The sequence below is a fragment of the Tabrizicola sp. genome (assembly GCF_030694085.1).
In the GTDB taxonomy this organism is placed as follows: Bacteria; Pseudomonadota; Alphaproteobacteria; order Rhodobacterales; family Rhodobacteraceae; genus Tabrizicola.
In genome coordinates, this window is sequence record NZ_JAUXZE010000046.1 from 153,765 (window position 1) to 171,898 (window position 18,134).

General features: G+C 65.7%; 21 protein-coding genes. 10 read left to right on the top strand and 11 right to left on the bottom strand.

Going from position 1 to position 18,134, the window contains the following annotated elements:
- Positions 1 to 8 precede the first annotated feature (8 nt).
- Entirely contained in the window at positions 9 to 179 is a 171-nt protein-coding gene (locus tag Q8M85_RS11995; RefSeq protein ID WP_305544705.1) for a DUF1674 domain-containing protein, read from the top strand.
- A gap of 268 nt (positions 180 to 447) precedes the next feature.
- On the opposite strand, the gene Q8M85_RS12000 is transcribed toward Q8M85_RS11995, so the two are convergent.
- The 3 genes from Q8M85_RS12000 to dapB form a co-directional block, all read right to left on the bottom strand.
- Entirely contained in the window at positions 448 to 864 is a 417-nt protein-coding gene (locus Q8M85_RS12000; RefSeq protein WP_305544708.1) for a cupin domain-containing protein, read from the bottom strand.
- Between the two features lie 169 nt (positions 865 to 1,033).
- Positions 1,034 to 1,393 carry a dihydrodipicolinate reductase gene (locus tag Q8M85_RS12005; protein WP_305544711.1) on the bottom strand — a complete coding sequence of 120 codons (360 nt, stop codon included), beginning with the start codon at positions 1,391 to 1,393 and terminating at the stop codon, positions 1,034 to 1,036.
- 60 nt (positions 1,394 to 1,453) lie between these two features.
- Entirely contained in the window at positions 1,454 to 2,263 is an 810-nt protein-coding gene (gene dapB, locus Q8M85_RS12010; protein WP_305544713.1) for a 4-hydroxy-tetrahydrodipicolinate reductase, read from the bottom strand.
- 96 nt (positions 2,264 to 2,359) lie between these two features.
- Here dapB and rbfA point away from each other — a divergent pair, with 96 nt between their 5' ends.
- The 3 genes from rbfA to truB are packed head-to-tail and all read left to right on the top strand — an operon-like array spanning position 2,360 to position 4,398.
- Positions 2,360 to 2,773: a 30S ribosome-binding factor RbfA gene (rbfA, locus tag Q8M85_RS12015; RefSeq protein ID WP_305544716.1), complete on the top strand. Its 414-nt coding sequence runs from the start codon at positions 2,360 to 2,362 to the stop codon at positions 2,771 to 2,773.
- Positions 2,770 to 3,492, top strand: a complete 723-nt coding sequence (locus tag Q8M85_RS12020) for a phosphodiester glycosidase family protein (RefSeq protein WP_305544718.1) — start codon at positions 2,770 to 2,772, stop codon at positions 3,490 to 3,492. Before rbfA ends, Q8M85_RS12020 begins: the two co-directional genes overlap by 4 nt.
- 3 nt (positions 3,493 to 3,495) lie before the next feature.
- Positions 3,496 to 4,398 (top strand): tRNA pseudouridine(55) synthase TruB, encoded by a 903-nt coding sequence (gene truB / locus Q8M85_RS12025; protein ID WP_305544719.1) that lies wholly within the window; start codon positions 3,496 to 3,498, stop codon positions 4,396 to 4,398.
- 15 nt (positions 4,399 to 4,413) lie between these two features.
- On the opposite strand, the gene Q8M85_RS12030 is transcribed toward truB, so the two are convergent.
- The 5 genes from Q8M85_RS12030 to pyk all read right to left on the bottom strand — a co-directional run bounded on the left by Q8M85_RS12030 (position 4,414) and on the right by pyk (position 7,566).
- Positions 4,414 to 5,010, bottom strand: a complete 597-nt coding sequence (locus Q8M85_RS12030; RefSeq protein WP_305544722.1) for a histidine phosphatase family protein — start codon at positions 5,008 to 5,010, stop codon at positions 4,414 to 4,416.
- Positions 5,011 to 5,178: 168 nt separating this feature from the next.
- Positions 5,179 to 5,541, bottom strand: coding sequence for a 50S ribosomal protein L20 (gene rplT / locus Q8M85_RS12035; protein WP_305544725.1), 363 nt, complete (start codon positions 5,539 to 5,541; stop codon positions 5,179 to 5,181).
- A gap of 12 nt (positions 5,542 to 5,553) precedes the next feature.
- Positions 5,554 to 5,754 carry a 50S ribosomal protein L35 gene (rpmI, locus tag Q8M85_RS12040; RefSeq protein WP_305544727.1) on the bottom strand — a complete coding sequence of 67 codons (201 nt, stop codon included), beginning with the start codon at positions 5,752 to 5,754 and terminating at the stop codon, positions 5,554 to 5,556.
- Positions 5,755 to 5,862: 108 nt separating this feature from the next.
- Positions 5,863 to 6,087: a hypothetical protein gene (locus tag Q8M85_RS12045; protein WP_305544730.1), complete on the bottom strand. Its 225-nt coding sequence runs from the start codon at positions 6,085 to 6,087 to the stop codon at positions 5,863 to 5,865.
- A gap of 33 nt (positions 6,088 to 6,120) precedes the next feature.
- On the bottom strand, positions 6,121 to 7,566 hold the full coding sequence (gene pyk, locus Q8M85_RS12050; protein WP_305544733.1) for a pyruvate kinase: 1,446 nt from the start codon (positions 7,564 to 7,566) through the stop codon (positions 6,121 to 6,123).
- Positions 7,567 to 7,715: 149 nt separating this feature from the next.
- Here pyk and Q8M85_RS12055 point away from each other — a divergent pair, with 149 nt between their 5' ends.
- The 6 genes from Q8M85_RS12055 to Q8M85_RS12080 all read left to right on the top strand — a co-directional run bounded on the left by Q8M85_RS12055 (position 7,716) and on the right by Q8M85_RS12080 (position 15,440).
- Complete coding sequence (locus Q8M85_RS12055; protein WP_305544735.1) at positions 7,716 to 8,468, top strand: N-formylglutamate amidohydrolase; 753 nt, start codon at positions 7,716 to 7,718, stop codon at positions 8,466 to 8,468.
- Positions 8,468 to 8,782 carry a DUF1244 domain-containing protein gene (locus tag Q8M85_RS12060; protein ID WP_305544737.1) on the top strand — a complete coding sequence of 105 codons (315 nt, stop codon included), beginning with the start codon at positions 8,468 to 8,470 and terminating at the stop codon, positions 8,780 to 8,782. The genes Q8M85_RS12055 and Q8M85_RS12060 overlap by 1 nt, the downstream gene beginning before the upstream one ends.
- A gap of 61 nt (positions 8,783 to 8,843) precedes the next feature.
- Positions 8,844 to 9,494, top strand: coding sequence for a hemolysin III family protein (locus tag Q8M85_RS12065; RefSeq protein WP_305544739.1), 651 nt, complete (start codon positions 8,844 to 8,846; stop codon positions 9,492 to 9,494).
- A gap of 170 nt (positions 9,495 to 9,664) precedes the next feature.
- Positions 9,665 to 10,855, top strand: coding sequence for an aminotransferase class I/II-fold pyridoxal phosphate-dependent enzyme (locus tag Q8M85_RS12070; protein WP_305544741.1), 1,191 nt, complete (start codon positions 9,665 to 9,667; stop codon positions 10,853 to 10,855).
- A gap of 11 nt (positions 10,856 to 10,866) precedes the next feature.
- Positions 10,867 to 13,815: a DNA translocase FtsK 4TM domain-containing protein gene (locus tag Q8M85_RS12075; RefSeq protein ID WP_305544744.1), complete on the top strand. Its 2,949-nt coding sequence runs from the start codon at positions 10,867 to 10,869 to the stop codon at positions 13,813 to 13,815.
- Between the two features lie 212 nt (positions 13,816 to 14,027).
- Positions 14,028 to 15,440 (top strand): serine/threonine-protein kinase, encoded by a 1,413-nt coding sequence (locus tag Q8M85_RS12080; RefSeq protein ID WP_305544746.1) that lies wholly within the window; start codon positions 14,028 to 14,030, stop codon positions 15,438 to 15,440.
- 3 nt (positions 15,441 to 15,443) lie between these two features.
- Here the strand turns inward: Q8M85_RS12080 and Q8M85_RS12085 are convergent, their stop codons facing one another.
- The 3 genes from Q8M85_RS12085 to Q8M85_RS12095 form a co-directional block, all read right to left on the bottom strand.
- Entirely contained in the window at positions 15,444 to 16,271 is an 828-nt protein-coding gene (locus Q8M85_RS12085) for a hypothetical protein (protein WP_305544748.1), read from the bottom strand.
- 139 nt (positions 16,272 to 16,410) lie between these two features.
- Positions 16,411 to 17,715, bottom strand: coding sequence for a D-amino acid dehydrogenase (locus Q8M85_RS12090; protein ID WP_305544751.1), 1,305 nt, complete (start codon positions 17,713 to 17,715; stop codon positions 16,411 to 16,413).
- A 313-nt stretch (positions 17,716 to 18,028) separates the two neighbouring features.
- Positions 18,029 to 18,134, bottom strand: a 106-nt coding sequence (locus Q8M85_RS12095) for an NAD(P)(+) transhydrogenase (Re/Si-specific) subunit beta (protein ID WP_305544300.1), incomplete at its 5' end; no start/stop codon positions are given.

Here is an 18,134-nt window from a genome sequence, read left to right on the forward strand (position 1 = left end):
GGTCGGACATGCACGATGATCTGCCACCCGCCGCGAAGCGGGCGCTGGCCGAGGCGGAAGCGCGGCGGAAGGCGGCTGCGGCCAATGAGCCGCTGCCGAAGGAGCTGGGGGGCCGGGAGGGACCGGAACCCGTGCGCTACGGCGACTGGGAGAAGAAGGGGCTGGCGGTCGATTTCTGATCGTTGGAGCGGGGGTGTTCCTCGTGCGACATCGTCTTCTTGTCGCCTGTCCACACTGGTCGGTTTCGGGTTGCCTTTTGCAGTCAAGGGTTTGGTTGTGGACGTTAAGGATCTGGCAAGGTCTGGCCAAGGGGACGGCTGCAAATCGCTGCCCCTTGGGGACGCCAGAGGGTCGGGCGGTGTTTCCCGGTTGTGCGGGAGGCCCCGGCGCGGGGCCGGGCCGGGAAGGCCCTGGATCGCTGGCCCTTTGTAGATGGAAGGGCCGACGTCAGCCGGTCGGGTCCAGCGGATCGGCGCCGTAATCGGAGTCACTGACCAGGTCCAGCCAGTCGACGCTGCGGCCGTCCTGGACCTCGTGGATGGCAATATGGGACATGCCGTGGTCGGGGGCAGCGCCGTGCCAGTGTCGTTCACCGGGCGCAAAGGTCACCACGTCGCCGGGGCGGATGACCTGGACCGGGCCGCCTTCGGACTGACAGCGGCCAAGGCCCGCCGTCACGATCAGAGTCTGGCCGAGGGGGTGCGTGTGCCAGGCGGTGCGGGCGCCGGGGTCGAAGGTCACCAGCGCGCCCTGCACCCGGTCGGGCGCATCTGGGTTGAAGAGCGGGTCGATCCGCACTTGTCCGGTGAACCAGTCGGCAGAACCGGAGCGGGAAGGGGCGTGGCCTGGGGGGTGAATCTTCATGCACGTCTCCCGGACTGCGATATGTTGCAAGCAGCCTAGCAGGGTTTCGGGCCGGGTCACCGTCGGTTCTGCGGCAGAGGCTGCTCCTCGTGCGACCTCGTCTTCTCGTCGCAGGGTCGCCCTTGGTGGACCCGCAGCGAGGAGGGACGCAGTCCACGACGAGCGGAGCCTAGCGCAGGCGGAAGGTCGCGCTGTCGCCCTTGCCCTGATCGACGGTGAAGCGCAGCTTCTGAACGCCGTCAGCTTCGACCAACTGGCAGTTGTAGCTTATGGGGGTGCCGCTCCAGTCCATCTCGCGGCAGAAGTAACCGTCTTTCCAGGACCAGTTTCCGGTGATCTTCCAGCCCAAGGCCGATCCGTCGATGCGACCGTCGGGCAGGACGTTGAGCGACAGGTTGTAAAGGCCGATCCTGAGTTCGCGGTCTTGGACGATGTCGAGGAAGCGGTTCTTGTCCTTCACTGGCGTGAAGCCTTCGGCAGCGGCAGCAGACGGCAGCGCGAACATGAGCGCAATGCACAGGCGAAGCATGGCATCTCTCCAGATCCAACTGGGAAAGTATACGCCACGAGTGCCGAGTCGGATCAATCGTCAGATGCCGAGGACATCCATCATGTCGTAGTGGCCGGGCTTCTGGCCCTGGCCCCAGACGGCGGCCCGCAGCGCGCCACGGGCGAAGATGGCGCGGTCGGTTGCGATGTGGCGGAGGATGACGCGTTCGCCCTCGCCCGCGAAGATCACGTCATGTTCGCCGACGATGTCGCCGCCGCGGATGGCAGAGAAGCCGATGGACCCCCTGGCGCGCGCGCCGGTTATGCCGTCGCGGCCCGAGACCTTGGTATCGTCGAGGCTGACGCCCCGGCCCTCGGCGGCGGCGGCACCCAGCATCAGGGCGGTTCCCGAGGGGGCGTCGACCTTCATGCGGTGGTGGGCCTCGACGATCTCGATATCCCAGTCGGCGTCAAGGGCGGCGGCGACCTTCTGGGTCATGCGGACCAGAAGGTTCAGGCCAAGCGACATGTTGCCCGCGCGGATGATGGTGGCGTGGCGGGCGGCGGCGTCGATCCGGGCGATGTGGTCCGGTTCCAGGCCGGTGGTGCCGATGACGTGGACGGCGCGGGCCTGGGCGGCAAGGGCGGCGAACTCGACCGAGGCGGCGGGTGAGGTGAAGTCGACGACGGCCTGGGCCTTGGCGAAGGCTTCCAGCGCGTCGTCGGTGACCTTGACGCCGATCGGAGAGCCGCCCATCGCGTCGCCCACGTCACGGCCGATCCAGGGGTGGCCGGAGCGTTCGACGCAAGCGACGAGGTGCAGCTTGTCGGAAGCTTGTGCCAGACGGATCAACGTCTGACCCATCCGCCCCGAGGCGCCAGTGACCACCAGTCCCGGACCATTGCTCATGCTTCACCCCCTGCCTTTGGCCCTTCCCTAGCCGGTTCCCGCAGGCGTGAGAAGCCCGGCGTTGCGGGCGCGTGCGAAACGGCATAAAGGGGCGGAATGTCGAACAAGCGCTTCAATACCGGGTCCGGGCCGTCGCAACGCCAGCTTCGCGTGGGGGAACTGATCCGCCGCACACTGGCCGATGTGCTGAACCGGGCCGAGATCCATGACCCCGAGCTGAACGCCATGTCGATCACGGTGGGCGAGGTGTCGTGCTCGCCCGACCTGAAGGTGGCGACGGTCTATGTGATGCCGCTGATGGGGTCGGTTCCGGTGCAGGACGCGATCACGGCGCTGGCGCGCAACAAGGCCGAGCTTCGGCACCGGATCGCCAGCGAACTGACGCTGAAATACGCGCCCGACCTGCGGTTTCGCGCCGACGAGACCTTCGACCGGCTGGACGAAACCCGGCGCCTGTTTTCGGACCCCGCGGTGCAGCGCGATCTTGGCGCGGCGGACGACGAGGAATGAGGCTTCTGGCCTGGGCCTTCCTGCTGGCGCCGGTGGCGGCGGAGGCAGCCGATTGCCGGGACACCAGCTTTGAAGGCGCGTCATACACCCTGTGCGACGTGACGCTGGGCGAGGACCTGCGGCTGTTCCATTCCGGGTCGGACGGGGCCTATGGCAGTTTCCGCCGCGTGAACGAGGCACTCGAGGCCACGGGCACGACGCTTGGCTTCGCGATGAACGCCGGGATGTATCACCGCGATCTCGCTCCGGTGGGGCTGTATGTCGAGGACGGGGTCGAAAAGTCGGCCATCGTCACCAGCGACGGGCCGGGAAACTTTGGCCTGTTGCCGAACGGGGTGTTCTGTATCGGAGATGGGTTCCGGGTGATCGAAAGCCGGACCTTCAAGCGGGACCGGCCCGAGTGCCGCTATGCGACGCAGTCCGGGCCGATGCTGGTGATCGACGGCCAGCTGCACCCCAAGCTGCTGCCTGGCAGCGACAGCACCTATATCCGCAATGGCGTGGGGGTTTCGGAGGACGGCACGCGGGCCGTGTTCGCGATTTCCAACGATGCGGTGAATTTCCATTCCTTCGCGCGGCTCTTCCGCGATGAGCTGGGGCTATTCGAGGCGCTTTACTTCGACGGCAATATCTCGCGGCTGTATGCGCCTTCGCTTGACCGGCATGACGGAGGGTTCCCGATGGGGCCGATTGTCGGCACCGTGGTTCCGAAGGGATAAGGCATGGGGCGCGTGAAGAAGGGCCGGGCGGTTTCGGGCTGGCTGATCGTGGACAAGCCCGCCGGGCTGACCTCGACGGCGGTGGTCAACAAGGTGAAGTGGGCATTTGGGGCGCAGAAGGCGGGCCATGCGGGGACGCTGGACCCGGATGCGACGGGCGTGCTGGCGGTGGCCCTGGGAGAGGCCACGAAGACGATCCCCTACATCACCGACGCGCTGAAGTGCTACCGCTTCCGGGTGGTATTGGGCGCGGCGACGGATACCGACGATGCCTCGGGTGCGGTGATTGCGACGTCGGCTGTGCGGCCGACCGATGATCAGATCGAGGCGGCGCTGGGGGCGTTTCGGGGGAATATCCAGCAGGTGCCGCCACAGTATTCCGCCGTGAAGGTGGACGGCGACCGCGCCTATGATCTTGCGCGCGAGGGCGAGGCGATGGACCTGGCCGCCCGGCCCTTGTGGGTGGAAAGCCTGCTGGTTTTGGGTCGCCCGGATGCCGACCATGTCGACCTGGAGATGGTCTGCGGCAAGGGCGGCTATGTGCGGTCGATCGCGCGGGACCTGGGGCAGGCCCTGGGATGTCTGGGGCATGTCGAATGGCTGCGGCGGACGTGGTCGGGGCCGTTCGAGGCCGAGGACGGCGTGACCCTGGCGACCATCGACGCCGAGGCGAAGACCGATGCGCTGGATGCGCACCTTCTGCCGCTGGAGTTGGGGTTGCAGGACCTGCCCGAGTTCACCGCAACGCCTGAAGGCGCGGCGCGGCTGCGGAACGGCAATCCGGGGCAGGTGATCGGTCACGCCGACTGGGGCACCGAGGGCTGGGCCAGTCTGGATGGGCTGGCGGTGGCCGTGGGGCACTACCGGGGCGGAGAGTTGCACCCGAGCCGGGTGTTCAATCGCTGAACAGCGGGGCCGCCATCAGCCGCCCTGTGCCAGGCTCTCCATGACTCGCCAGGGGTGCGGCGGTCGACGGTCTGTGCTGTCGAATTGAAACCAGCATCCACCGCCGCCGGGACCCTGGTCATGGCTGCGGTCAATCTTCTTGCCGGTCAAGGCGCAAAAGAGCAAGGTGCCGACCCCGCCATGTCCGACGAAAAGCACGTCCCCCCCGACGCCATCGCTTAGACACAGTTCGACTTCAGACACGATCCGCCGCTGGGCGTCATGTGCGGTTTCCCACCCCAGGATACTTAGGGACGGATTGGCGAAGAACGCATCGGCGACTTTCTCGAATTCCTCCGGCGGCAGGAAGCCAGTGGAACTGCGATCATTCTCATGCATCAGCGGGCGAATTTCCAGGCTGACCCCGAGGGCCGTCGCAAGCGGGCCAGCCGTCTCCAGCGCCTTTCTTTCAGCGCTGCTGATGACCCTTTTCGTCGCGGAAAGTGACCCCAGCTGTTTGGCAAGGGCGGTCACGCGGGCAGTCCCGACACTGTTCAGCGGCCAGTCGGTGATTTCCCTTGAAGGGTCGATCAGGACCTGCGGATGCGTCAGGTAGCGAACAGTCTTAGTCATCATCGCCTTCGTCAAAAGAAGCCTGATGGTCTGCAATGTAGCCGAGACCGGCGATCCACCAAAGGGCTGCAACCCTCCGAGGGTGTAGCAGATACAGCACGAAGCCCCCTGAAACAGAAAAGGCCCCGCGTCGCCGCAGGGCCTTTCCCTAGTCTTGGACCGGACCGATCAGGCCAGAGCGGCCTTGGCTTGGCCGGCGATGGCGTTGAACGCCTCGGGCTCGTGAACGGCGAGGTCGGCGAGGACCTTGCGGTCAACCTCGATGCCGGCTTTCGACAGGCCGTTGATCAGACGCGAGTAGGTCATTTCGGCGTCGAACAGGCGAACGGCAGCGTTGATCCGCTGGATCCACAGCGCGCGGAACTGGCGCTTGCGGACCTTGCGGTCGCGGGTGGCGTACTGCTGGGCCTTGTCGACGGCCTGAGTGGCGGTGCGGAAGTTCGTGGAGCGGGCGGCGTAGTAGCCAGCCGCAGCCTTGATGACCTTCTTGTGACGGGCGTGCGTCACCTTGCCGGATTTAACGCGGGACATCTGGTGCTCTCCTTACCGGTCGTAGGGCATGTATTTCTTGACGATCTTCGCATCGCTGTCGTTCAGGATCATGGTCCCGGCCGAGTTGCGGACGAATTTCGCCGTGCGTTTGATCATGCCGTGGCGCTTGCCGGCAGGACCGGCCTTCACCCGACCGGAGGCCGTGAAGCTGAAACGCTTCTTCGCCGCCGACTTGGTCTTCATCTTGGGCATTTCCATCTCCGTGGTTTCAGGCACGACTCGGCATGCCACTGTGGCCGGCCGTGCGGGTAATCGAGCGGTTCCTATAGGGGGAGGCCGGTCAAGGTGCAAGGGGCAACGTCAGTCGAAGAAACCGATGAGGACGTTGATCATTACGCCGGGCACCTCCCGGAAGGCGTAGCCGCCGGGATGGGTGGTCAGGGCGTAGAGGATCAACGCCCCCGCCCCGATGAACAGGATGGCCCCCAGCCGCGGGGCGCGGCTTTCGACCCAGGCCGACAGCAAGGACGGGACCGACAGGACCAGAAGCAGGATGCCAACGGTCAGTGCGAGATCAGTATCCATGACGCCCCGCCATTACGCCCAAGCACGCGAAGCCTACTCGGGGTCGACGCGCGAGATCAACCGTTCGTCGCAAGGCGCCACACGCAGGATGTTGGTGGTGCCCTTGACGTTGAAGGGCACGCCTGCGGTGACGACGATCTGGTCTTCCTCGGTCGCGAAGCCGTCGGCCCGTGCGGCACTGACTGCGGCCAGAACAGCGCCCTTGAAGCGGTCCTGCGGCGGGGTGATGACGCAGTGCGCCCCCCAGGTCAGCGCCATCCGGCGGGCTGTGGACATCAGCGGAGTCAGGGCGATGATCGGGACATGCGGGCGTTCGCGGGCGACGAGGCTGGCCGTCGTCCCGGTCTGGCTGAAGCAGCAGATCGCCTTGATGTTCGTCGCCTCGGCAATTTCGCGGGCAGCGGCGACGATGCCGTCGGCCACCGATTCGCGGCGGACCTGACGGCTGGCCTCGATCACCGAGCGGAAGGTCGGGTCCTTCTCGACGCTCATCGCGACGTCGTTCATCGTGCGGACCGCCTCGACCGGGTATTTTCCCGCGGCGGATTCGGCCGACAGCATGACGGCGTCCGCGCCTTCGTAGATGGCGGTGGCGACGTCCGAGACCTCGGCCCGGGTGGGCACGGGCGATTCGATCATCGATTCCAGCATTTGCGTCGCGACGATCACCGGCTTGGCCGCAGCACGCGCGCCACGCACCAGGCGCTTCTGGATCGGCGGGACCGAAGTGACGGGCAGTTCCACGCCAAGGTCACCGCGCGCCACCATGATCCCGTCCGAGACCTGGAGGATCGCATCATATGCCTTTACGGCGGCGGGTTTCTCGATCTTGGACAGGATGGCGGCACGGCCCTTGGCCAGGGTCCGCGCTTCGATCACGTCCTCGGGACGCTGGACAAAGGACAGGGCCAGCCAGTCCACGCCGAGCTCGCAGACGAATTCCAGATCGCCCCGGTCCTTTTCGGACAGCGCCGCCACCGGCAGCACGACATCGGGGACGTTCACGCCCTTGCGGTTGGAAATCGTCCCGCCGACGACCACGGTGCAATCGGCGAAGTCCTTGCCGCAGGCATTGACATGCAGGCGGATCTTGCCGTCGTTCACCAGAAGCGAGGTGCCGGGTTCCAGTGCCGCGAATATTTCGGGGTGTGGCAGGTTCACACGATGGACGTCGCCGGGCACGCTGGACAGGTCCATGCGGAAGGCCGCGCCCTCGACCAGTTCCTCGGCGCCGTTGGCAAAGACGCCCACGCGCAGCTTCGGGCCCTGCAGGTCGGCCAGGATGCCGATCGGGCGGCCAAGGTCCTTTTCGACCTGGCGGATGATTGCGTGGCGCTTGGCGATATCCTCGTGGACGCCGTGGCTCATGTTCAGGCGGAACACATCGGCCCCCGCCTCGAACAAGGCGCGGATCATCTCGTAGCTGCTGGATGCCGGGCCAAGCGTGGCCACAATCTTCACGTTGCGGTGACGGCGCATCGCCATCCTCCTGCTGATAAATTCCGGTTCATGTGGGCCGAGGGCCTTATGGCGCAACTCTGGACATCCCGCAACGCTTTCCCGCCGCTCTTCGCTGCCTTTCAGTTGCTCATCGCTGGCGTCCCGCGAAGAACGACCTTAAGGGAGGGATGAGCAGCCACGAGAGAATTGCCTTGGCCTTCAGGATCGATGGAGAGCACCGGCCCGGCCGCTGGCTGGTGACCTGCGACCACGCGTCGAACCGGGTGCCGGACTGGGTGAACGGCGGCGATCTGGGCATCCCGGCCGAGGACATGGCGCGCCATATCGCCTGGGACGTGGGCGCGGCGGGGGTTGCATCGGCGCTGGGGAGGTTGCTGGACAGCCCGGCGATCCTGTCGGATTTCAGCCGCCTGGTCATCGACCCGAACCGGGGCGAGGACGACCCGACCCTGGTGATGAAGCTGTATGATGGCACCATCATCCCGGCCAACCGTCATGCGGGACCGGAGGAGGTCGAGCGGCGGCTGGACCGGCTTTATCGCCCCTATCACGCGGCCTATGCCCGCCTTGCGGCGCTGAGGCCGGACCGGGTGATCGTCGCGGTCCATTCCTTCACCCCCTGCCTGCGGGGGCGGGCCTTGCGGCCCTGGCATGTCGGGGTGCTGTATTCCCATGTGGACGAACGCTTTTCGAAGCCGCTGATCGCGCGCCTGCAGGCCGAGACCGACCTGTGCATCGGCGACAACGAGCCCTATTCGGGCCACCTGCCCGGCGACGCGATCGACCGGCACGCCTTGCGTCTGGGGCGGCACAACACACTTATAGAAGTAAGGAACGACCTGATCGCCACACCCGCCGAGCAGGAGCATTGGGCGACGCGGCTGGCGGGGATCCTGACCGAAGTGCTGGAGGACCTGTGATGGACGACGCAACCCGGACTGAACTGGAAGCCGCGGCCTTCCGCGCGCTGGTGCACCACCTGATGGTCAAGCGACCCGAGGTGCAGAACATCGACCTGATGAACCTGGGCGGGTTCTGCCGCAACTGCCTGAGCCGCTGGTATCGGGAGGCCGCAGCCGAGCGCGGCATCGAGATGACCAAGGACCAGGCGCGCGAGGTGGTCTACGGGATGCCCTATGCCGATTGGGTGGCCCGGAACCAGACCGAGGCGGATGCGGGCAAGGAGGCGGCGTTCCAGAAGGCGTTTGCCGAAAACGTCGGCAAGACCGACTGACACCGCATTTGTGATCGGGGGTCGAATCGCGCCCGGGAGCCGTTTCTGCTAGGGTGCGGGTATGCTTCTGGATTCCCGCCACCAGTATTCCCGCGCTGAACGTCTGAGCGATGCCATCGTGCACGCCCTGGGGATCGGTGCGGCGCTGATCGCGGTGCCGGTCCTGATCGCGCTTGCGGTAATCCTGCGCGGCGATGCACCTGCCGTCGCCTCGACCACCATCTACGGACTGGCGCTGCTGACGATGCTGGTCTTCTCGGCGCTGTTCCATCTGACGACGCGGCCCCGCCTGCGGCGGGTGTTCCGCAGTCTGGACCACACCGCGATTCTGTGCCTGATCGCTGCGACCCATACACCGTTCGTTCTGTTGTCAGGGGCCGACGCGACGGGGCTTCTGGTCGCGCTCTGGGTCGCGGCCCTTGCTGGGGCCGGCCTGCGCGCCTTTGCGCCTGACCGGCTGAAACTGGTGGCCATCGCTCTGGCGCTTGGGATGGGCTGGGCCGGGCTGATTGGCGGGGGTGCGCTCTTTGCGCTTCTATCGACCCCGGTGATGGTGCTGATTACCTTTGGCGGCGTGCTTTACACGGTGGGAGTGGGATTCTGTGTCTGGGAGCGGCTGCCGTTCCACTACACGATCTGGCATCTGTGCGTGCTTGCCGCGAGTGCGGTTTTCTATGCCGCCGTCACGGTGCAACTGGTGCAGTCGGCGTGAAGTCTGACGCGGGCGTAGGGTGGGCGATCCGCCCACCCTCCCCACTCTAGCGCAAAAGCCACAGGGCAACCCCAAGCCTCTCAGCGGGCAGGGTTTTTTGTGGACCTCTCGCGCGTGACTGGCTATCGTTCGTGCAAACGGGGCGGATAGACCCTGCGATTGAGGCAGTAATGGCGTTTCCTGAGCGGTTTTCGAACCTGCCGGACTATGCGTTTCCGCGTCTGCGGAAGCTTCTGGACGCACATCCTCCGGGTGGTGCGCCCATCGCCATGACCATCGGCGAGCCGCGTCACGCGATGCCGGATTTTGTCGGGCCGATCCTTGCCGCCAACCTGTCGGGCTTCGCCGTCTACCCGCCGAACGACGGCACACCCGAGCTTCTGGCGGCCATCGCGGGCTGGATCGCCCGGCGCTATGGGGTGGCGGTGGCCGAGGACCGGCTGATGGTGCTGAACGGCACCCGCGAGGGCCTTTTCAACGCCTGCATCGCCCTGTGTCCCGAACAGAAGAACGGCCAGAAGCCGGTCGTGCTGATGCCGAACCCGTTCTATCAGGTCTATGCGGTGGCCGCGCTGACCGTCGGGGCCGATCCGGTCTATGTTCCCGCCACCGCCGCCAATGGCTTCCTGCCCGATTATGGCAGCCTGCCCAGGGACGTGCTGGACCGGGTGGCAGTGGCCTATATCTGCTCGCCGGCCAATCCGCAGGGGGCGGTGGCGTCGAAGGAGTATCTGGCGGACCTGCTGGTTTTGGCCGAGAAGCACGACTTCAAGGTGCTGGCCGACGAGTGCTATTCCGAGATCTGGCGCGAAACGCCGCCTTCTGGTCTCTTGCAGGTCGCGGCGCAGCAGGGCGCGGACCCGGAGCGAGCGGTGGTCTTCCATTCGCTGTCCAAGCGGTCGAACCTGCCCGGCTTGCGGTCGGGCTTCGTCGCGGCCGGACCGCAGTCGATGCTGCGTATCCGGCAGTTGCGCGCCTTTGCGGGTGCGCCGCTGCCCCTGCCCCTGCAACGGGTGGCCGAGGCATGCTGGCAGGACGAGGCGCATGTGACGGCGTCCCGCGCGCAGTATCAGCAGAAGTTCCGCGATGCAGACCAGATTTTCGCAGGGGTGCAGGGCTATCAGGCGCCGGAGGGTGGGTTCTTCCTGTGGCTGCCGGTCGAGGATGGCGAGGCGGCGGCTTTGAAATTGTGGCGCGAGACGGGGGTGCGGGTTCTGCCCGGCGGCTACCTCTCGCGCGATGCGGGGGGCCAGACCGGAGTGGCCAACCCCGGCAAGGGATATATCCGGGTGGCGCTGGTCGCTGCTCAAGAAGAAACGCAGCGCGGGCTGACTTTGCTGCGCGACTGCATCTACGGGTGAGTGAGGGACGAATGGCTTCGTATCAGGCACGGCAGCGCGATCCGCTTCTGGACCAGGGCACACAGGCGATGCTGGAACGCCGGGGGCGCGAGCTTCTGGGGCTGGTTCTGCTGCTGGCAGCGCTGGGGTTCACGCTGATGCTGTGGAGCTACTCGCCCGAGGACCCGGGCTGGATGGTGGCGACCGAGGAACCGGCGCAGAACATGTTCGGGCGGTTCGGGGCGGCCGTCGCCTCGACCCTGATCATCCTGATCGGCAAGGGCGCCTGGACGATCCCGCTGATCTTCGCGGCCTGGGGCCTGCGCTTCATGGCCCACCGGGGCGGCGAGCGGGCCATCGGTCGCGTCGTGTTCGCCGTGATCGCAGTGGCCTTCGCAGCGGTTCACTGCGCGACGCTGGTGCCGGGGAACGACTGGACCCACACTTTCGGCCTTGGTGGCCTGTTTGGCGATACGGTCACGGGGTCGCTTCTGGGCATGATCCCGGGAAGCGCGGGCTTCGGGCTGAAATTCCTGTCGCTGCTGACCTTCGGCGGCCTGATCGCGATGATGCTGTTCGTCACCGGGTTCGACATGGACGAGCTTAGGACGATCCAGCGCTTCCTTCTTCTGGGGTCGATCCTGGGCTACTCCGCGCTGCGGCAGGCGCTGGGAAGCGGGGCGCGCGGCGCGTTGAGCGGGGCCGCGGCCTTGCAGGACCGGGCGCGGACGCGGTCGGCCAACATCACTGCGGCACGGGGGTATGAGCCTCCGGCGGCGATGGGGCGCGATGTGCCCGTCTCGCGTCGGGTCATGCCGCCGGTCACGGGGGCAATGGCGCCCGAACCGCTGCGGGCGGCACCTGCGCGGGCGATGCCGGCCTCATTGCGGTCCGAGCCGCGTCCTGCGCCGGAGCCCGAATATGCCCCCGCCCCCGTCAAGGAGAAGCTGGGTCTCTTGGAGCGTCTGCGTCGCAAGGCCCAGCCCGAGCCGGAACTGATCGAGGTCGAGCCGACCTGGGACGCCGCAATGCCGCAGGAGGACCGGATCAAGGCGCGGATTTCCGATGTGATCCGCACCCGCGTGATGCGGACGCCGGACTTCCCGGTCGCCCCGCCGCCACTGCCGACAGCCGCGCGTGTGGAACCGCCGGTGATGCGGCCGAAGGGACCCGTGGTGCTGATGGCCGACACGCGGCCCCTGCCCCGGACCACCCCGCCCGCGGCTGTTCCTGCCTGGGAGCCGGAGGTCGAGGAAGATGAACCGCTCGCCTATACCGAGGCAGCGGCCTGGGATGATCAGGACGATCTTGCCGATTATCCGCTGGACGATCTGGAGGACGAACTGCCCCCCGCCCGTCCGATGGTCTTTGCGCCCGATCGCAAGGCCGTGGTGCAGCATGCGGTGAAGAAGGCGGCCCCATCCCGGCAGGCGATGGCGGAAAGCCAGCCCGCGCTGCGATTCGACGAACCGGCGCAGGTCTATGAGCTGCCGCCGCTGAACCTGCTGACCGCCCCGGTCAAGGTGCAGGGCAATCAGCTGTCGGACGAGGCGCTGGAAGAAAACGCACGGATGCTGGAAAGCGTCCTGGACGACTATGGCGTCAAGGGCGAGATCACGGCGGTCCGCCCCGGCCCGGTCGTGACGATGTACGAACTGGAACCCGCGCCGGGCCTGAAGGCCAGCCGCGTGATCGGGCTGGCCGATGACATCGCGCGGTCGATGTCGGCGCTTTCCGCCCGTGTCTCCACCGTGCCTGGCCGGTCGGTCATCGGGATCGAACTCCCGAACGCCCACCGCGAGAAGGTGGTCCTGCGCGAGATCCTGTCCGCCCGCGACTTTGGCGACAGCCATCTGCGGCTGCCATTGGCACTGGGCAAGGACATCGGCGGCGAGCCTGTCGTGGCGAACCTGGCTAAGATGCCGCACCTGCTGATCGCCGGGACCACGGGGTCGGGGAAGTCGGTTGCGATCAACACGATGATCCTGAGCCTTCTTTACAAGCTGACGCCCGAGGAATGTCGGTTGATCATGATCGACCCGAAGATGCTGGAACTTTCCGTCTATGACGGCATCCCGCATCTTCTGTCCCCTGTCGTCACTGACCCGAAAAAGGCCGTCGTGGCCCTGAAATGGGTCGTCAGCGAGATGGAGGAACGGTATCGCAAGATGTCCAAGATGGGCGTGCGCAACATCGAGGGCTACAACGGCCGCGTGCGTGAGGCGCTGTCGAAGAACGAGATGTTCAAGCGCACGATCCAGACCGGCTTCGACGAAGAAACCGGCGATCCGGTCTTCGAGACCGAAGAATTCGCCCCCGTCACACTGCCCTATATCGTCGTCATCGTCGACGAGATGGCCGACCTGATGATGGTGGCGGGGAAAGAGATCGAAGCCTGCATCCAGCGCCTGGCGCAGATGGCGCGGGCCAGCGGCATCCACCTGATCATGGCGACGCAGCGGCCCTCGGTCGACGTCATCACCGGCACGATCAAGGCGAACTTCCCGACGCGGATTTCCTTCCAGGTGACGTCTAAGATCGACTCGCGGACCATCCTGGGCGAACAGGGGGCGGAGCAGCTTCTGGGCGCGGGCGACATGCTTTACATGGGCAATGGCGCGAAGATCACCCGTATCCACGGGCCGTTCGTCAGCGATGAGGAAGTCGAAGAGATCGTCAACCACCTGAAATCCTTCGGGCCGCCGGTCTACATGTCGGGCGTCGTCGAAGGGCCGGAGGACGAGCGTGACAACGAGATCGACGCCGTGCTGGGCCTGAACTCGGAGGGCGATGACACGCTGTACGACCAAGCCGTGGCCATCGTGGCGCGGGACCGCAAGTGCTCGACCAGCTACATCCAGCGGAAGCTGGGCATCGGCTACAACAAGGCCGCGCGTCTGGTCGAACAGATGGAAGAGGAAGGCGTGGTCACGCGCGCCAACCACGTCGGCAAGCGCGAGATCCTGGTCGAGGAACGCTAAGACGCCCAATCGTTAAGCGCGACAAGGGCCCTGCCGGAGGATTCCGGTGGGGCCTTAAGCATTTAGGCACTTCGGACTCAATCGTGCCTCAATCCAGCCGCAATCCAACCACAACCTCAGGTTGTAAATCGTGTCCGGTTTTCGCCACAGAATCGACATGGTGCTGCAGTGGGGCCGGAAGTTGCGTCTTGGGGTAAGGGGGCCCCTGGAACATGGCATTTGACACGTCCGATACGCTGAACCGCTCGGACCTGAGCGACGAGCTTCTGCCCGGCACCTCGCTGTTTCATGGCCAGTACCGCATCGTCCGCTACATCAACAGCGGCGGGTTCGGGATCACCTATCTGGCCAAGGACAGCCTGGACCGCGAGGTGGTGATCAAGGAGTGTTTCTCGTCGACCTTCTGCCGCCGGACGGAAACGCGGGTCCGGGCGCGGTCGCTGTCCACGCGCGACCACATGCGGCGGATCGTCAAAAGCTTCCTGAACGAGGCGCGAAGCCTGGCCAGCCTGAAGCACCCCAACATCGTCGGCGTGCATCAGGTCTTCGAGGACAATGACACTGCGTATATGGCGATGGACTATATCCGGGGCCATGATCTTCTGGAGATCGTGGACGAGAAGAAGGCGACTCTGACCCCCGACCAGATCGTGACCATCGCCGGCAAGCTGGTCTCGGCCATCGGCTATATCCACGGGCGGGGGCTCTTGCATTGTGACATCTCGCCCGACAACATCTTCGTCACCCCGGAGGGCGAGCCGATCCTGATCGACTTTGGCGCGGCGCGGCGCAGTGCGGCGGGCGAGGCGCGGAAGTTTTCGGGCCTGAGCGTGGTGAAGGACGGCTATTCCCCGCACGAGCTTTACGCGGGGGGCGGAAACTCGGGACCGTGGAGCGACATCTACTCGTTGGCTGCGTCTCTGTACCACGCGATCAGCGGCACGGCGCCAGAGAACTGCCAGTCGCGGCTGTCGGCGAAGGCAGAAAAACGGCCCGATCCCTGCCGTCCTCTGGCGGGGCGGGTCGCGGGCTATCCGGTGGGGTTTCTGGAAAGCATCGACCGGGCGATGGCGGTGATACCTGCTGCCCGCTTCCAGAGAGCCGAGGAGTGGCAGCGCGTCCTTCCCCAGCCCGAGCCAAAGGACCGCAAGGTGGTGCTGCTGCGCCGGCTGGTGCCGATGGGCGCCGCCGGTGAGGGTCCGGCCCGCGCCGTGATCCCGGAAGCGCGTCCTGCGCCACTTCCCGTCCGCCCGCGCCGCACCTTCCTGCGCGGGAACGAGGCCGACATTTCGGGTCTGCGTCGGGTCAGCGGGTTTGTCGGTGCCTGGTTGGTCGACAGTGCGACCGGGCACGTGCTGGCAGCCGAGCAGGAGGAGGGGCTGCACGACCATGAGGCCACAATGGCCGCAGCGATCGGTCTGGGCCGGGCGCACCTGCGGGCGATGGAACTGGTCGACGACAGTGTCGAGGATATCCTGGTCACGCTGGGCCATAGCGTGCTTCTGATCCGCCCCCTGGCGCAGTCCCCGAAGGCTTTTCTCTGCGTCACGATGGACGCGGAAACCGCAAATCCCGGTCTGGCCCGGGTTCAGCTGCGGCGGATTGCGCAGACGATCCGGTTATAACCGTCAGGACAGCTCCAGCTGATTGCGTCGGGTGCCGTGCGTCGCCACATCAAGGATCTGTGCCAGAACGACGCTGACCACGACGGAAAAGAGCGCAAGCTCGATATAGGTGATCCGAAGCGATTGCCCGATAATGATCGCCAGCGGGTGCGACACGATGATCCAGGTCGACATCCGACCACACCAGTCCGAAGTCTGCGTGGCGGACAGGTGGATCGACATGCAGAGCAGGGCGAGCGCAGTTCCGACAAGGATTGTGATGTTGTCCGGCGCAGGGCGTCCAAGAAAGAGGATCGCCGAACTGAACAGCAGTGTCACGACCGCCAGACGCCACCCCCAGGCAAAGAAGGCGATCCCGACAAGGATCGGAATGATGCCGAAGCTCCACATGCCAAAGGGCACGGCCTCGGGGGTTCCCTTGACTGCCATGAGCAGCGCCACCAAGAGCGCGGCACCAAGCGAGGCGAGCGGGTGCTGGAACCAGGGCGCAAGGACCGCGGCGAGGAAGGCGAAGGGCAGGATCCAGAGGTGATACCAGGTGCCGGTCAGCAGCATGTAGTCTTCCCACCAGGCGAAGGGCGGGGCGTTGATCTTCAGCGTGAATGCCGTCTGGACGACAGCAAAGATCAGCGACCAGACCAGGAAGGGCAGCAGAAGCCGCCGCGCCTTGGCTGCGATGGTGCCCGTGGTGGGCAGAGTAAGGATGACAAGCAGAAATGGCACGGATAGATAGGCAACCCGGTTGCCGGGCGCCTGTGTGAAGAACCACACCAGGCCGAGCGCCGCAGCGAACCGGCCATAGTCGATAAGTCCGTTCCGCTCTGCCGTCACGCTGCATTCCCCGCTGCCGACGCATGACGCCAGTGTGCGCCGAAGTTGCGTTTCAATCCAGTGGGTAATGCGGCTCGCCACATCAGGGAGGCCGCCCCGCGCGATGCAACCATTGGTTACGCCGGGAGGCCCTGTCGGATTACGCCGGAACCGGCATCCCCGCCTGCGGACGCTGGCCCTTCCAGCCGTCGCGCTGGTAGCGGGCGTAGCCAAGGTCGGCGGCCTCGATCTCGGCCCGGCGACCGCTGACGATATCGGCCAGCACCCGGCCCGAGCCCGCCGCCATCGTCCAGCCCAGCGTGCCGTGCCCGGTGTTCAGGAACAGGTTCTGGATCGGCGAGCGGCCGACGATCGGGGTGCCATCGGGCGTCATCGGGCGCAGGCCACTCCAGAATTTCGCCTGGGACTGATCGCCTGCCCCGCCGAAAAGGTCCTCGACCGAATGGGTCAGGGTGGCCTGGCGCTTGGGGCTTAGGCCGGTGTCGAAGCCGGCAATCTCGGCCATGCCGCCAACGCGGATGCGGTCGCCAAGTCGGGTGATGGCGATCTTGTGCGTCTCGTCCATGACCGTCGAGACCGGCGCGCGGGCCGCGTCCACGATCGGGACGGTGATCGAGTACCCCTTGACGGGGTAGACGGGCAGGTTGATCCCGAAGTCCTTGACCAGCATCGGCGAATAGGAGCCCAGCGCAACGACGAAGGCATCCGCCGTGACGCGGCCCTGGGAGGTGTGGACTGCGGTGATCCGGCCCATCGACGCCTCAAGCCGGTCGATGGAGACACCGTGGCGGAAGGTGACGCCCAGAGTGCGCGCCATGTCGGCAAGCGATTGGGTGAACTTGAAGCAGTCGCCGGTCTCATCGCCCGGAAGCCGCAGTCCACCCGCGATCTTGTGCTTGGCCGAAGCCAGACCCGGCTCGGCTGCGACGCAGGCGTCGGCATCCAGCACCTCGAACCGGACGCCGTCGGCCTTCAGGACCGCGATGTCCTTTTCGGCCGCCGCCACCTGCTTTTCGGTCCGAAAAAGTTGCAGCGTGCCTTGGGTGCGTTCGTCGTAGGAAATCCCGGTTTCGGACCGCAGCTCCATCAGGCAATCCCGCGAGTATTCCGCGAGCCGCACCATGCGGGACTTGTTGACGGCATAGGCGTCGGAGGTGCAATTCATCAGCATCCGCGCCATCCAGGACAGCTTCGTCCAGTCCATGCGGGGCTGAATGATCAGCGGCGCGTGTTCCATGAACAACCACTTCAGCGCCTTCATCGGGATGCCGGGGGCAGCCCAGGGTGAGGAATAACCGGGACTGATCTCGCCCGCATTGGCGAAGGACGTCTCAAGCGCCGCGGCTGGCTGGCGGTCGATCACCGTGACCTCATGTCCGGCCTTGGCCAGATACCAGGCCGAAGTCACCCCGATCACGCCCGCGCCCAGCACCACGACCTTCATCCGACCCATCCCGTTCCAGAGTTGCCAATGTCGAACAAGATACCGCGCAGCAAGCGGGAATTCTTGGTGATTATGCCCGGCTATAGCTTCATGGATCGACGTTTCTGCGCAATACTGCCAGTATCAAGCAATAATCTTCTGCATCAATGCGGATACCCCGCTGTTATTGCGCTTTGGCGGAGTGCATCACCTGGCGCAGCGACAGAGGGCCCATGCAGGTGAGGATGCTTTTCCATCATCTCTCGCTTGCGGTGATACGCCGCCAGTCGGCGAAATCTCCGCCAAACGGCGGCCTTTTCATAGAGGCGACAGGTCACTCGATCATGGGCAGCAGGGCATCCAGGGACTTCTTGGCGTCGCCGTAGAACATCCGGGTATTCTCCTTGAAGAAGAGCGGGTTCTCGATCCCGGAATACCCC

Bases quoted from the DNA above. Each gene is read 5' to 3' on its own strand.
- Q8M85_RS11995 (WP_305544705.1), top strand. From the start codon at position 9: ATGCACGATGATCTGCCACCCGCCGCGAAGCGGGCGCTGGCCGAGGCG.
- Q8M85_RS12000 (WP_305544708.1), bottom strand. From the start codon at position 864: ATGAAGATTCACCCCCCAGGCCACGCCCCTTCCCGCTCCGGTTCTGCC.
- Q8M85_RS12005 (WP_305544711.1), bottom strand. From the start codon at position 1,393: ATGCTTCGCCTGTGCATTGCGCTCATGTTCGCGCTGCCGTCTGCTGCC.
- dapB (WP_305544713.1), bottom strand. From the start codon at position 2,263: ATGAGCAATGGTCCGGGACTGGTGGTCACTGGCGCCTCGGGGCGGATG.
- rbfA (WP_305544716.1), top strand. From the start codon at position 2,360: ATGTCGAACAAGCGCTTCAATACCGGGTCCGGGCCGTCGCAACGCCAG.
- Q8M85_RS12020 (WP_305544718.1), top strand. From the start codon at position 2,770: ATGAGGCTTCTGGCCTGGGCCTTCCTGCTGGCGCCGGTGGCGGCGGAG.
- truB (WP_305544719.1), top strand. From the start codon at position 3,496: ATGGGGCGCGTGAAGAAGGGCCGGGCGGTTTCGGGCTGGCTGATCGTG.
- Q8M85_RS12030 (WP_305544722.1), bottom strand. From the start codon at position 5,010: ATGACTAAGACTGTTCGCTACCTGACGCATCCGCAGGTCCTGATCGAC.
- rplT (WP_305544725.1), bottom strand. From the start codon at position 5,541: ATGTCCCGCGTTAAATCCGGCAAGGTGACGCACGCCCGTCACAAGAAG.
- rpmI (WP_305544727.1), bottom strand. From the start codon at position 5,754: ATGCCCAAGATGAAGACCAAGTCGGCGGCGAAGAAGCGTTTCAGCTTC.
- Q8M85_RS12045 (WP_305544730.1), bottom strand. From the start codon at position 6,087: ATGGATACTGATCTCGCACTGACCGTTGGCATCCTGCTTCTGGTCCTG.
- pyk (WP_305544733.1), bottom strand. From the start codon at position 7,566: ATGCGCCGTCACCGCAACGTGAAGATTGTGGCCACGCTTGGCCCGGCA.
- Q8M85_RS12055 (WP_305544735.1), top strand. From the start codon at position 7,716: ATGAGCAGCCACGAGAGAATTGCCTTGGCCTTCAGGATCGATGGAGAG.
- Q8M85_RS12060 (WP_305544737.1), top strand. From the start codon at position 8,468: ATGGACGACGCAACCCGGACTGAACTGGAAGCCGCGGCCTTCCGCGCG.
- Q8M85_RS12065 (WP_305544739.1), top strand. From the start codon at position 8,844: ATGCTTCTGGATTCCCGCCACCAGTATTCCCGCGCTGAACGTCTGAGC.
- Q8M85_RS12070 (WP_305544741.1), top strand. From the start codon at position 9,665: ATGGCGTTTCCTGAGCGGTTTTCGAACCTGCCGGACTATGCGTTTCCG.
- Q8M85_RS12075 (WP_305544744.1), top strand. From the start codon at position 10,867: ATGGCTTCGTATCAGGCACGGCAGCGCGATCCGCTTCTGGACCAGGGC.
- Q8M85_RS12080 (WP_305544746.1), top strand. From the start codon at position 14,028: ATGGCATTTGACACGTCCGATACGCTGAACCGCTCGGACCTGAGCGAC.
- Q8M85_RS12090 (WP_305544751.1), bottom strand. From the start codon at position 17,715: ATGAAGGTCGTGGTGCTGGGCGCGGGCGTGATCGGGGTGACTTCGGCC.